At 65.4% G+C, this 11,558-nt stretch carries 14 protein-coding genes; 10 read left to right on the forward strand and 4 right to left on the reverse strand.

What is annotated here, in order from left to right; all coding sequences use genetic code 11:
• Window positions 1–118 precede the first annotated feature (118 nt).
• Window positions 119–979, forward strand: a complete 861-nt coding sequence (locus tag EBS_RS13255) for a c-type cytochrome (RefSeq protein WP_148307604.1) — start codon at window positions 119–121, stop codon at window positions 977–979.
• A gap of 198 nt (window positions 980–1,177) precedes the next feature.
• On the opposite strand, the gene EBS_RS01810 is transcribed toward EBS_RS13255, so the two are convergent.
• On the reverse strand, window positions 1,178–1,519 hold the full coding sequence (locus EBS_RS01810) for a sulfur globule family protein (RefSeq protein ID WP_043107036.1): 342 nt from the start codon (window positions 1,517–1,519) through the stop codon (window positions 1,178–1,180).
• Between the two features lie 422 nt (window positions 1,520–1,941).
• On the opposite strand from EBS_RS01810, the gene trpE reads away from it, so the two are divergent.
• The 4 genes from trpE (at window position 1,942) to trpC (ending at window position 5,981) form a co-directional block, all read left to right on the forward strand.
• Window positions 1,942–3,438 carry an anthranilate synthase component I gene (gene trpE, locus EBS_RS01815; RefSeq protein WP_043107037.1) on the forward strand — a complete coding sequence of 499 codons (1,497 nt, stop codon included), beginning with the start codon at window positions 1,942–1,944 and terminating at the stop codon, window positions 3,436–3,438.
• 3 nt (window positions 3,439–3,441) lie between these two features.
• Window positions 3,442–4,044 carry an anthranilate synthase component II gene (locus tag EBS_RS01820; protein WP_043107038.1) on the forward strand — a complete coding sequence of 201 codons (603 nt, stop codon included), beginning with the start codon at window positions 3,442–3,444 and terminating at the stop codon, window positions 4,042–4,044.
• A gap of 111 nt (window positions 4,045–4,155) precedes the next feature.
• The gene (gene trpD, locus EBS_RS01825; protein WP_043109054.1) at window positions 4,156–5,184 is read left to right on the forward strand and encodes an anthranilate phosphoribosyltransferase; all 1,029 of its coding nucleotides are present in this window, start codon (window positions 4,156–4,158) and stop codon (window positions 5,182–5,184) included.
• Window positions 5,181–5,981, forward strand: coding sequence for an indole-3-glycerol phosphate synthase TrpC (trpC, locus tag EBS_RS01830; protein ID WP_043107040.1), 801 nt, complete (start codon window positions 5,181–5,183; stop codon window positions 5,979–5,981). The genes trpD and trpC overlap by 4 nt, the downstream gene beginning before the upstream one ends.
• Before the next feature lie 9 nt (window positions 5,982–5,990).
• Here the strand turns inward: trpC and crp are convergent, their stop codons facing one another.
• Window positions 5,991–6,665, reverse strand: a complete 675-nt coding sequence (gene crp / locus EBS_RS01835) for a cAMP-activated global transcriptional regulator CRP (RefSeq protein WP_043107042.1) — start codon at window positions 6,663–6,665, stop codon at window positions 5,991–5,993.
• 111 nt (window positions 6,666–6,776) lie between these two features.
• Between crp and EBS_RS01840 the strand changes: the two genes are divergently transcribed.
• Window positions 6,777–7,196 carry an OsmC family protein gene (locus EBS_RS01840; RefSeq protein ID WP_043107043.1) on the forward strand — a complete coding sequence of 140 codons (420 nt, stop codon included), beginning with the start codon at window positions 6,777–6,779 and terminating at the stop codon, window positions 7,194–7,196.
• Between the two features lie 76 nt (window positions 7,197–7,272).
• Complete coding sequence (gene speD / locus EBS_RS01845; RefSeq protein ID WP_043107044.1) at window positions 7,273–8,082, forward strand: adenosylmethionine decarboxylase; 810 nt, start codon at window positions 7,273–7,275, stop codon at window positions 8,080–8,082.
• A gap of 6 nt (window positions 8,083–8,088) precedes the next feature.
• Here the strand turns inward: speD and EBS_RS01850 are convergent, their stop codons facing one another.
• Both EBS_RS01850 and apaG read right to left on the reverse strand, forming a co-directional pair.
• Entirely contained in the window at window positions 8,089–8,931 is an 843-nt protein-coding gene (locus EBS_RS01850; protein ID WP_043107045.1) for a symmetrical bis(5'-nucleosyl)-tetraphosphatase, read from the reverse strand.
• A gap of 3 nt (window positions 8,932–8,934) precedes the next feature.
• Complete coding sequence (apaG, locus tag EBS_RS01855; RefSeq protein ID WP_043107046.1) at window positions 8,935–9,318, reverse strand: Co2+/Mg2+ efflux protein ApaG; 384 nt, start codon at window positions 9,316–9,318, stop codon at window positions 8,935–8,937.
• Window positions 9,319–9,418: 100 nt separating this feature from the next.
• Here apaG and EBS_RS01860 point away from each other — a divergent pair, with 100 nt between their 5' ends.
• The 3 genes from EBS_RS01860 (at window position 9,419) to EBS_RS01870 (ending at window position 11,430) form a co-directional block, all read left to right on the forward strand.
• Window positions 9,419–9,904: an ankyrin repeat domain-containing protein gene (locus tag EBS_RS01860; protein ID WP_171816161.1), complete on the forward strand. Its 486-nt coding sequence runs from the start codon at window positions 9,419–9,421 to the stop codon at window positions 9,902–9,904.
• 205 nt (window positions 9,905–10,109) lie between these two features.
• Window positions 10,110–10,385, forward strand: coding sequence for a hypothetical protein (locus EBS_RS01865; RefSeq protein ID WP_043107047.1), 276 nt, complete (start codon window positions 10,110–10,112; stop codon window positions 10,383–10,385).
• Between the two features lie 100 nt (window positions 10,386–10,485).
• Entirely contained in the window at window positions 10,486–11,430 is a 945-nt protein-coding gene (locus EBS_RS01870) for a Gfo/Idh/MocA family protein (RefSeq protein ID WP_043107048.1), read from the forward strand.
• Window positions 11,431–11,558 lie beyond the last annotated feature (128 nt).

Here is an 11,558-nt window from a genome sequence, read left to right on the forward strand (position 1 = left end):
GCCAGGGATAGGTAATTGTATCGCCAGCCGGTATAATCGCGGCCGAATTTCACCCTTTCGACCCACTTCATCACGGGAGATTGCCGTGTCCGCACAAAACGATTCTGGTTTCCTGCGCATGTTTCTCTTCGTTCTGGGCGCTCTGGTCGCCTTTACCATCCTCATCATGTTTGCCGCCGGCTCGGTGAGTGAAACGCTCGAGGAGAAACACGGCAGCGACAGCCGTAAGCAGGCCGCAATCGCCGAGCGCATCAAGCCGGTGGGCGAGGTGGCCGTGGCCAAGGCCGGTGCCGCGCCCGCCGCCCCGCGTTCCGGCAAGGACGTGGTTGGCGCCGTCTGCGGCGCCTGCCACGCCACCGGCGCGCTGAATGCGCCCAAGATCGGCAGCGCCGATCAGTGGCAGCCGCGCTTCGACGCCAACGGCGGTCTCGACGGTCTGGTCAAGAGCGCCATTGCCGGCAAGGGCGCCATGCCGCCGCGTGGGGGCGGCAATGTCAGCGACGAGGAACTGCGTAACGCCATTACCTACATGTTGAAGCAGGCCGGTATCGATGCCGGTGCTGGCGATGGCAAGGCCGCGGCGGCTGCGCCGGTCAGCCCGGCACAGGCCGCTGCCGACATGGTCGGCAGCGCCGTCGAGGCGGCGACCCAGGCTGCGGGCCCGGCAATGAATGCCGTCACCGAGGCGGTGGCGCCTGGCGCCAGTCAGCCTGCCGCCGCGCCGGCGGTCGAAGACGCCAGCGCGCTGGCCCAGGCCAAGGGTTGCCTGGGTTGTCACCAGGTGGCGGCCAAGGTGCTCGGCCCGGCCTACAAGGATGTTGCGGCCAAGTACCGCGGGGATGCGGGGGCGCTCGACCGCCTGGTGGCCAAGGTCAAGTCCGGTGGCGCCGGTGTCTGGGGGCAGATCCCCATGCCGCCCAACAACGTGAGCGACGAGGAGGCTACCCGCCTGGTGAAGTGGATCCTCAGCCTGCAGTGATCGTTCGGCGGTCCCGTACCGTACCGCCTGAGCCGATCCTCGACTGGCCAGGCCCCGCCCTCGTGGCGGGGCCTTTTTTGTATCGGCGAGCGGGTACCTGGGTTCGTGCTCACCGGCGGGGAAACACGGGGCCGTCGGACAGGCAACAAAAAACCCCGCCGGATGGCGGGGTCTCTGCCGTCGGCAAGGGCGCCGGTCTTACTTGGCGGCCGGGGCCTGCGGAGCGGCGGGGGCAGCAGCCGGGGCCGGAGCGGCAGCCGGTGCCACCGGGGCGCCATAGTAGTAGGGCGCATAGTAGGGCTGGTCGTAACCATAGCCCGAGAAGTTGCCGTCGGTCGAGCCGTTGCCCTTGAAGTCGCCAGCGGTCTTGCCACGGCCCTTGAAGGTCATGGAGAAGGTGGCCTCGCCTTCGGCGTTGCCGTTGCCGACGAAGTCGCCGTTGCCGTTGTAGGCACCGTTGGTGGAACCATTGTTGGAATCCCAGAAGGCAGCGGCCTGGGCGGAAGCGATGATGGCAGCGATAGCGATGATCTTTTTCATGACAGCTCTCCTTGTGAATTCGTTATTGCGAGGTTCGGGAATTCGGCGGTACTGCTGCCGGTGTTCACGCACAAGTATATTAGTAAATGCTTAAATGTCAATACGCTGATATTTGCATGGCGCAAACGGGGGGGGCGCGGCGGGGCGCCGATCCCACATGCAGGAGGGCTCGTCCCCGGGCCCAACATTCGCGGCGAGGACGCCGCTCCTGCCCGTAGGAGGCTCGTCCCCGGGCCGAACAGGGGGCTGCAGCACCTTTGGCTTGGCCTCTGCGCGGTTTTTGGCTATGGTTCGGACTTTCAGGCATTCGGACGACCACACCATGGCCCTGGCAGCCCACCACAGAAAGGAAAAGACCACGCGATGGCGTTGAGCGCTGTCGTGTCGCTGTTCCTTGTCTTTCTGTCTGCGTGGAGTCCCTCATGAATCCTGAGCAATTCGCCGCCCTGCAGGCGCAGGGCTACAACCGCATCCCGGTGGTGCGCGAGGTGCTGGCCGACCTCGACACCCCGCTCAGCGTTTATCTCAAGCTGGTCGACGGTCCCTACGGCTATCTCTTTGAATCGGTCCACGGCGGCGAGAAGTGGGGCCGCTATTCCATCATCGGCCTGCCGGCCCGCACCCGCCTGGAGGTGCGTGGCGGCCAGGTGCGCCTGATCGGCGAGGCCGGCGAGGAGGTGGTCGAGAGTGACGACCCGCTGGCCTTCGTGGAGGATTTCCGCGCCCGCTTCCGGGTGCCGGCGCTCGAGGGGCTGCCGCGCTTCCACGGCGGCCTGGTGGGCTATTTCGGCTATGACACCGTCGGCTACATCGAGCCGCGCCTGCGCAATCCCGACAAGCCCGACCCGTTGGGTACGCCCGACATCCTGCTGATGGTCTCGGACGAGGTGGTGGTGTTCGACAATCTGCGCGGGCGCATGTACATCGTGGTACACTCCGATGTGGAGGCCGGACAGACCCTGGCGGATGCCGAGGCGCGGATCGAGACGCTCTACCGGCGCATGCAGACCGGGGCCCCGCGCCCGGAATTGCCGCCGTCACGGAAAGTGCAGGAGTCGGACTTCGTCTCCGGCTTCACCGAGGCGGGCTTCAAGGCGGCGGTGGGGCGCATCAAGCAGTACATCCTCGACGGCGACTGCATGCAGGTGGTGCTCTCGCAGCGCCTGAGCATCCCCTTCTCGGCGCGCCCGCTGGATCTGTACCGCGCGCTGCGCGGGCTCAATCCCTCGCCCTACATGTACTTCCTCGATCTCGACGAATTCCAGATCGTCGGCTCCTCGCCGGAGATCCTGGTGCGCCTGGAAGACGGCGAGATCACGGTGCGGCCCATCGCCGGTACCCGCCGTCGCGGTCACACCGAGGAAGAAGATGGTGCGCTGGAGACCGAACTGCTGGCCGATCCCAAGGAGCTGGCCGAGCACCTGATGCTGATCGACCTGGGGCGCAACGACGTGGGCCGGGTGGCCAGGGTCGGCACGGTGCGGCTCACCGAGAAGATGGTGGTGGAGCGCTATTCGCACGTGATGCACATCGTCTCCAATGTCGTTGGTGAACTGCGTGAGGGGCTGTCCGCCATGGACGTGCTGCGCGCCACCTTCCCGGCCGGTACCGTTTCGGGGGCGCCCAAGATCCGCGCCATGGAGATCATCGACGAGCTCGAGCCGGTCAAGCGCGGCATCTATGCCGGCGCGGTGGGGTACCTAGCCTGGAACGGCAATATGGATACCGCGATTGCCATCCGCACTGCGGTGATCAAGGGGGGGCAGTTGCATATCCAGGCGGGTGCCGGGGTGGTTGCCGACTCGCGCCCGGAACTGGAGTGGAAGGAGACCATGAACAAGGGGCGGGCGGTGTTCCGCGCGGTGGCGTTGGCCGAGGCCGGCCTGGACAGGGCGATCGGTACGGATGGGGAGGGCTGAGCCGTGCTGCTGATGATCGACAATTACGATTCCTTCACCTTCAACATCGTGCAGTACCTGGGTGAGCTGGGCGCCGAGGTGAAGGTGGTGCGCAACGACGAGATCGACATCAATGGCATCGAGACCCTGGCCCCGGAACGGCTGGTGATCTCCCCCGGTCCCTGCACTCCGCACGAGGCCGGCATTTCGGTCGAGGCCATCCGCCACTTTGCCGGGCGCCTGCCCATCCTGGGGGCCTGCCTGGGACACCAGTCCATCGGCGAGGCCTTCGGCGCGCGCATCGTGCATGCGCGCGAGGTGATGCACGGAAAGACCTCGCCGGTATACCACGCCGATGTCGGGGTGTTCACCGGGCTCGACAACCCGTTCCGCGCCACCCGTTATCATTCGCTGGTGATCGAAAGGGAGTCGCTGCCGGACTGTCTCGAGGTGACCGCCTGGACCGAGCATGATGGCGAGGTGGACGAGATCATGGGCGTCCGTCACCGCGAACACGACATCCAGGGCGTGCAGTTCCACCCGGAATCCATCCTCACCGAGCAGGGGCACCAGCTGCTGAAGAATTTTCTGGATGGTAAATGGCCGCAAAGGGCGCAAAGGGCTTGAATGCGAGACGATTCAGCCGGTCGGGTTTCGATCTGACATGGCGGGCTGCAACCCAGCCGGTGGCATTTTCGCGTCCTTCGCGGTAAATCTGAATGCTTGGAGTACTGGATGATGAACATGTCTCAGGCAATCGCGCGGGTGGTCGATCGGGGGGATCTCTCGGCCGGGGAGATGACCGAGGTAATGCGCACCATCATGACCGGCGGCGCCACCGATGCGCAGATCGGTGGTTTCCTGATCGGTCTGCGCATGAAGGGTGAGACGGTGACCGAGATCGCGGCCGCGGCCTCGGTGATGCGCGAGCTGGCTGCCGGCGTGGATATCGGCGGGCTGCCGCACGCGGTGGATATCGTGGGCACCGGGGGCGATGCCTCCGGCACCTTCAACATCTCGACGGCCAGCATGTTCGTGGCCGCCGCCGCGGGCTGTCACGTGGCCAAGCACGGCAACCGCTCGGTCTCCAGCAAGTCGGGCAGCGCCGACGCGCTGGAGGCTGCGGGCATTCACCTGGGGCTGACCCCCGAACAGGTCGAGCAATGCGTGCGCGAGGTCGGCGTGGGCTTCATGTTCGCACCCGGTCACCACAGTGCCATGAAACACGCCATCGGCCCGCGCAAGGAGATGGGGGTGCGCACCATCTTCAACGTTCTTGGGCCACTCACCAATCCCGCGGGGGTGCCCAACCTGCTGCTCGGGGTGTTCAGTGAAACCCTGCTCGAGCCGCTGGCCGAAGTGTTGCGTGAGCTGGGTGCGCGCCATGTCATGGTGGTGCATGCGCGCGAGGGGCTGAACGAGATCGGCATCGGCGATCTCACCGACGTGGCCGAACTGCGCGATGGCGAGATCCGTCGTTACACCATCGATCCGGCCGAGCACGGCATCGAGCGCGCCGGGCTGGAGACGATCCGCGCCGAGGGCCCCGAGGAGAGCCTGGCTGCCATCCTCCGGGTATTTGCCGGCGAGCCGGGACCGGCGCGTGACATCGTCACCCTCAACGCCGGGGCGGCCATCTACGTGGCGGGCGTGGCCGACTCGCTGGCCGCGGGCCTGGTCCGGGCACGCGAGGCCATCGACAGCGGTGAAGCCGAGCGCCGCCTGCAGCGGCTGGCCGAGCTGAGCCAGCGCCCGGGGGCGGCATGAGCGGCACGCCGGACATCCTGAAGAAGATCGTCGCGCGCAAGCACGAAGAGATTGCCGAGCGCCGCGCCGCTGTGCCCGAAACCGAGCTGGCCGCGCGCGTCCGCGAGATCGACGCCCCGCGCGGCTTCGTCGCCGCCCTCGAGGCGCGCATCGCTGCGGGACAGGCCGGCGTGATCGCCGAGATCAAGAAGGCCTCGCCGTCCAAGGGGGTGCTGCGCGAGCACTTCGACCCGGCGACGATCGCCGCCAGCTATGCCCGGCACGGGGCTGCCTGCCTGTCGGTGCTCACCGACCGTGACTTCTTTCAGGGCAGCGAGGCCTACCTGCAACAGGCGCGTGCGGCCTGCGAGTTGCCGGTGCTGCGCAAGGATTTCATCGTCGACCCCTACCAGGTGATCGAGGCGCGGGCCATCGGGGCGGACTGCATTCTGCTGATCGCCGCTTGCCTGGATGATGCGCAGATGACCGAACTCAACGCCCGGGCCCAGGCGCTCGGTATGGACGTGCTGGTGGAGGTGCATGATGCCGGTGAGCTGGAGCGCGCGCTGGCGCTGCCGGGGGCGCTGCTGGGGATCAACAATCGCAACTTGCGCACCTTCGAGGTGAGTCTGGAGACCACCATTGAACTACTGCTGCCGGCCATTCCCGGCGGTCGCCTGGTGGTGACGGAGAGCGGCATCCTGGCGCCGCAGGACGTGCACTACATGCGCGAGAACGGGGTACACGCCTTCCTGGTTGGCGAGGCCTTCATGCGCGCCGACGACCCTGGCGTACGGCTCGCCGAGTTGTTTGCCTGAACCGTCGCTTCAGCGGGTGCCAAAGACCACGATAGTCTTGCCGCTGACGCTGATCAGGCCGCGCTCCTCCAGGTCCTTGAGTACCCGTCCGGCCATCTCGCGCGAGCAGCCGACGATGCGGCCGATCTCCTGGCGGGTGATGCGGATCTGCATGCCGTCGGGATGGGTCATGGCGTCGGGCTGCTTGCACAGGTCGAGCAGGGTGCCGGCGATGCGTCCGGTGACATCCAGAAAGGCGAGGTGACTCACTTTCTGGCTGGTGGCCACCAGGCGTTCGGTGAGCTGGCGACCAATGGCATACAGGATGTCCTTGGCATGCTCCTTCAGGTCGCTCTCGAACAGGTTTTCGAGCTTGGTGTAGGAGATCTCCGCCAGCTCGCAGGGTGCGCGGGTGCGCACCGTCACCGAGCGGGTGGGCTGCGGTACGAACAGGCCCATCTCGCCGATGAACTCGCCCTTGTTGAGGTAGGTGAGGATGATTTCGCGGCCGTCGTCGTCTTCCATCAGTACCGTCACCTGGCCGGAGACCAGGTAGAAGATGCTGTCGGCCGAGTCGCCCGGGTGAATGAAATCTGTTTTGGCCGGGTATTTTCTACGGTGACAGTGTGCCAGAAAGGGTTCCAGCCAAGCAGGATCCTGGGGGGGCGGTTTGGCGATGCTGCTGGTGGTGCTGGATTGCGTCATAAGTGTCATAGTAGTCGAGTTGCAAGCAGATTCTAGGCAATGCCCCTGAAGGCTGTCGAATAAAGTCCGGTAGAAATTTTCCCATTTTTTCCGTTTTGTGAGCCAGGTCTGATGAAAGCACGAGTAAAGTGGATCGAAGGCGCCCTGATGCTGGGCGAGTCGCCCAGTGGGCACGCGGTGGTGATGGATGGCCCCGAGGAGCACGGTGGACGCAACCTCGGGGTGCGGCCGATGGAGATGCTGTTGCTGGGCATGGGTGGATGCAGCGAATTCGACGTGGTGCACATCCTGAAGAAGTCCCGCCAGGACGTGCGCTTCTGCGAGGTGGAGCTTACCGCCGAGCGGGCAGAGACCGAGCCGAAGGTGTTCACCCGCATCCATGCGCATTTCCGGGTCGGCGGGCCAGGGCTGAGCGAAAAGGTGGTCGAGCGCGCGGTGAAACTGAGCGCTGAAAAGTATTGCTCGGCCTCCATCATGCTCGGCGCCATGGCCGAGATCACCCACAGCTTCGAACTGGTGGAAGTCGATTGATCGCCCGGGCTAGGCGAGACGGGTTTTTTGGGGTAATTTTCGCCGTCTTTTCCAGCGGCAGACCGGGGGTGGGCCAATGCGTGCCTCGCGCATGAAACTGCACGGGTTCAATAACCTGACCAAGACGCTCAGTTTCAATATCTACGATATCTGCTATGCCGCCACGCCGGCGCAGGTGAAGGAGTACATCGAGTACATCGACGAGGCCTACAACGCCGAGCGCTTGACCCACATCCTGCAGGACGTGGCCGAGATCATCGGCGCCAATATTCTCAACATCGCGCGCCAGGACTACGATCCCCAGGGGGCCAGCGTGACCATGCTGATCTCCGAGGAGCCGGTGGCGGCGCGCGAGCTGTCCAATACCGAGGCCCCGGGCCCTCTGCCGGAGGCCATCGTGGGGCATCTGGACAAGAGCCACCTCACGGTGCACACCTACCCCGAGAGCCATCCCGACAACGGGATCTCGACCTTCCGCGTGGACATCGACGTGTCCACCTGCGGACGCATCTCGCCGCTCAAGGCACTCAACTACCTGATCCACAGCTTCGATTCGGACATCGTCACCATGGACTATCGGGTGCGCGGCTTCACCCGGGACGTCAACGGCAAGAAGCACTACATCGACCACAAGATCAATTCGATCCAAAACTTCCTGGCGCGGGATACCCGCGAGCGCTACCAGATCATCGATGTCAACGTGTACCAGGAGAACCTGTTCCACACCAAGATGATGCTCAAGGACTTCGACCTGGACAGCTATCTGTTCGGTATCGATGCCGAGGATATCCCGCCACGCGAGCAACGCGAGATCACCGACAAGTTGCGCCGCGAGATGCTGGAGATCTTCTACGGCCGCAACATCGCCCGCGGCCGGTTGCGCTGAGCGGCTTCAGGCAAAGCGTGCCGGGTCCTGTGCACCGGGGCACTCGTGGGCAAAGGGGCGTGGTTCGGCCCCGTCGATGCGCAGCAGGGTCAGGCGACCGCCCCAGAGGCAGCCGGTGTCGATGGCCCAGACGTTGTGACGCGCCATATAGCCCAGGGTGGACCAGTGGCCGCAGACGATGCGCTCCCCGCGGCTGGCGCGCCCAGGGTGATCGAACCAGGGCAGGGCCTGCGGGTCCTGCGCCGAGCCTGGCGGCCCCTTCTCCTTGAGCAGCAGCCGGCCGTCGGGGGTCACGAAGCGCAGCCGCGTGAAGCAGTTGGTAATGAATCGCAGGCGGTCCATGCCGGCGAGTTCCTCCGACCAGCGATCCGGCTGATTGCCATACATGTGGGCAAAAAAGGCAGGATGGTCGTCGCTGCGCAGCACCGATTCCACCTCTTGCGCATGCGCCGTCGCTTCGGTCAGTGTCCATTGCGGTGGCAGCCCGGCGTGGAGCAGGGTGAAGTCCAGGGCCGGTTCGTGATGCAGCAGGGGGCAGTGGCGTAGCCAGTCGATCAGCTCGTCACGGTCGGGCGCAGCGAGGACCTCATCGAGATGGTCCTTGTCGCCCGGCAGGCCGTGCCCGGCGGCCAGCGCCAGCAGGTGCAGGTCGTGGTTGCCCAGTACTACCGTTGCGGCTTTGCCCAGTCCGTGCACGAAACGCAGCACCTCGAGCGACTGCGGCCCGCGGTTCACCAGGTCGCCCACGAACCACAACCGGTCGCGTGCGGGGTCGAAGCTTACGCCATCGAGGGCTGCGCGTAGCGCGTCGTAGCAACCCTGGACGTCACCGACGGCGTAGACCGCCATGGCTCAGTGCAGGGTGCGCGGGATGGCGAGGGTGAAGCGGGGGATGTGCGCGAGAAAGTCACGGCCGTCGCTGGTGACCATCTCGTATTCCCCTTCCATGGTGCCCACCGGTGTCTCGATCACCGCCCCACTGGTGTACTGGAAATACTCTCCGGGCTGGATGTGCGGCTGCTCGCCGACCACCCCTTCGCCGCGCACCTCCTGCACCTTGCCGTTCGAGTCGGTGATCACCCAGTGACGGCGCAGCAGCCGGGCGGCCTCCTGTCCCAGGTTGCTGATGGTGATGGTGTAGGCAAAGGCGTAACGGTTGGCCTCCGGGTCGGATTGCTCCGCGACATGGGTGACCTCGACCTTGATGTCGATTTCGGGGGTATTGGCGACGTTCATGCAGTCAGTTTGCCATAGTTGTAACGATTATCTAACGCTAAGCGCAGGCGCGGGTAAAAGCAAGCATAAAGATCCGCCGTCACAGGCCGATATGCGGGGCATGAAAGGGCGATTGATAGGCATGGTGCTGGTCTCTCTGCTGTCGGGCGGCGAAGTCCTGGCGCTCGATGCCGGTGCGCAACTGCTGGCCGCCGTGGGGCAGGGCCGGGTACAGGCGGTGCGCGACCTGCTCGCTGCCGGTGGTGACGCCAATGTCAAGAATCCCGCGGGTGTGCCGGCCCTGCTGCTGGCGGCGCGGGCGGGCAACGTGCGTAGCGCACGTGCGCTGCTGCTGGCCGTGGCCGATGTCAACGCGGTGGATGCCGCAGGCAACACCGCGCTGATGGATGCCAGCGCCTATGGTCATGCCGAGGTAGTGGCCCTGCTGTTGCGCGCGGGTGCCGATCCGAACCTCAAGAACGCCGCCGGCAAGACCGCCCTGGCACGCGCCACCCTCGCCGGCGAGGTGGCCATCGTCGAGCAACTCAAGGCCGCCGGGGCAGTCGACGAGTCGGCCGACGACGAGAAGAAGGACGGCAAGTCCTGACGCCGGCCGGCGTTCCCTCCTCCCGCTTCCTTTTCGGACCTTGTGCACACTCGCAGCGTGTCCGCCGTCCCCACGGCGCGTGACGTGGCTCGCCGTTTTGCACATTCCCCCCTGTCCTGACGGGTCAGGCGTGTGCTGGCGCACACTTTTGTGGCACCTCCTCTACCACACTGGGGTCACACCAAAGGCAAACGAGGTGATCCCAATGAAATTCCTGGACAACCCCATCGGTGGGCGCCCCGATCTGTTCGGCGTCGTGGTGATGGTGGTCTCCATCGCCTTTTTGCTGACCTTCGCGGCACAGGTCAGTGCCCGTGGCGACCAGGAGCGGCAGCGCCAGTACCAGCGGCTGGCCTCCTGCAGCTCCCTGATGCAGATCACCGATACCCGCGTCGATGGTCGCACCGCTCGCAAGGCCCGACCCTGTCGTGCCGCCGCTCCATCGCTCATGCTGGGTCTCTGGGTCGTGTCTTCCCGCTGAGTTTCCTCCTGCGTCGGCGCCAGGGATGGCCCCTTTTTCCGCGCGGTCTCTGCCTGCTTTCTGATACCCTTCCGTCCTTTCCAGAGTCGGAGGCGCTACAGTGGCAAAACTTGCTGTCGGGGTGGTTGGTGTCGGCTACCTGGGGCGTTTTCATGCCCTGATCCATGCGCGGCATCCCGAGGCCGAACTGGTCGGCGTGGTCGATACCGATGCGCAGACTGCCCGCAAGGTGGCCGAAGAGGCCGGTTGTGCAGTGTTCGAGGACGTCGGTGCCCTGCTCGAGCAGGTCGAGGCGGTGAGCATCGTGGTGCCCACCACGGCTCACCTCGAGGTGGCCCGCCCCTTTTTGCAGGCCGGGCGGCACGTGTTGCTGGAGAAGCCCATCGCCTCCACCGTCGAGGAGGGGGGAGAGATCGTGCGTCTGGCGCGCGAGGCCGGTGTGGTGTTGCAGATCGGGCATCTCGAGCGTTTCAACGCCGGGGTGATGGCGCTGGCCGAGCGTATCGAATCGCCACGCTTCATCGAGGCGCACCGCATGAGTCCCTTCGTGGCGCGGGCCACCGACGTGGACGTCATCTCCGACCTGATGATCCACGACATCGATATCGTGCTGTCGCTGATCGACAGCGAGATCGCGAACATCTCGGCAGCCGGCGCGGCGGTGCTCACCGACCACCTGGACATCGCCAATGCGCGGCTGGAATTCGCCAACGGCGCGGTGGCCAACGTGATCGCCAGCCGGGTCTCGCGCGAGCGCATGCGGCGCATCCGTGTGTTCGAACACCACCGCTACCAGTCGCTCGACTTCATCGAACAGGCCCTGGACATCGCCTACCCACAGCAGAAGGACGGCGCCGAATGGCCGGAAATCGTTACCGAGCGTGTCGCCATCGAGCCGGTCAAGCCGCTGGATGCCGAGATCGACGCCTTCGTACGCTGCATTCGTGACGGCGAGCCCCCGCTGGTGGGTGGCGAGGTTGGCCTGCGGGCGCTGGAGGCGGCCCTCCAGGTCAAGGAAAAGATCGAGGCCTCGTCGGCCCCCTGAAACCCCGTGGACACGAACGAGCACCCGGAACATTCACCACAAGGGGCACGAAGAACACCAAGGGATTAAGGTGGTGACCTTGCCAAGGACTCGGGGTGCTCGCCGTCAGTGCGAGTCCCGACGATGCA

Origin of the sequence: endosymbiont of unidentified scaly snail isolate Monju, assembly GCF_000801295.1 — a bacterium.
GTDB lineage: Bacteria > Pseudomonadota > Gammaproteobacteria > Chromatiales > Chromatiaceae > MONJU.

Coding starts and splice junctions, on each gene's coding strand:
- EBS_RS01850 (WP_043107045.1), bottom strand. CDS start 8,931: ATGGCGGTCTACGCCGTCGGTGACGTCCAGGGTTGCTACGACGCGCTA.
- EBS_RS01860 (WP_171816161.1), top strand. CDS start 9,419: ATGAAAGGGCGATTGATAGGCATGGTGCTGGTCTCTCTGCTGTCGGGC.
- EBS_RS01865 (WP_043107047.1), top strand. CDS start 10,110: ATGAAATTCCTGGACAACCCCATCGGTGGGCGCCCCGATCTGTTCGGC.
- EBS_RS13255 (WP_148307604.1), top strand. CDS start 119: ATGTTTCTCTTCGTTCTGGGCGCTCTGGTCGCCTTTACCATCCTCATC.
- speD (WP_043107044.1), top strand. CDS start 7,273: ATGCGTGCCTCGCGCATGAAACTGCACGGGTTCAATAACCTGACCAAG.
- crp (WP_043107042.1), bottom strand. CDS start 6,665: ATGACGCAATCCAGCACCACCAGCAGCATCGCCAAACCGCCCCCCCAG.
- EBS_RS01840 (WP_043107043.1), top strand. CDS start 6,777: ATGAAAGCACGAGTAAAGTGGATCGAAGGCGCCCTGATGCTGGGCGAG.
- trpE (WP_043107037.1), top strand. CDS start 1,942: ATGAATCCTGAGCAATTCGCCGCCCTGCAGGCGCAGGGCTACAACCGC.
- trpC (WP_043107040.1), top strand. CDS start 5,181: ATGAGCGGCACGCCGGACATCCTGAAGAAGATCGTCGCGCGCAAGCAC.
- trpD (WP_043109054.1), top strand. CDS start 4,156: ATGAACATGTCTCAGGCAATCGCGCGGGTGGTCGATCGGGGGGATCTC.
- apaG (WP_043107046.1), bottom strand. CDS start 9,318: ATGAACGTCGCCAATACCCCCGAAATCGACATCAAGGTCGAGGTCACC.
- EBS_RS01810 (WP_043107036.1), bottom strand. CDS start 1,519: ATGAAAAAGATCATCGCTATCGCTGCCATCATCGCTTCCGCCCAGGCC.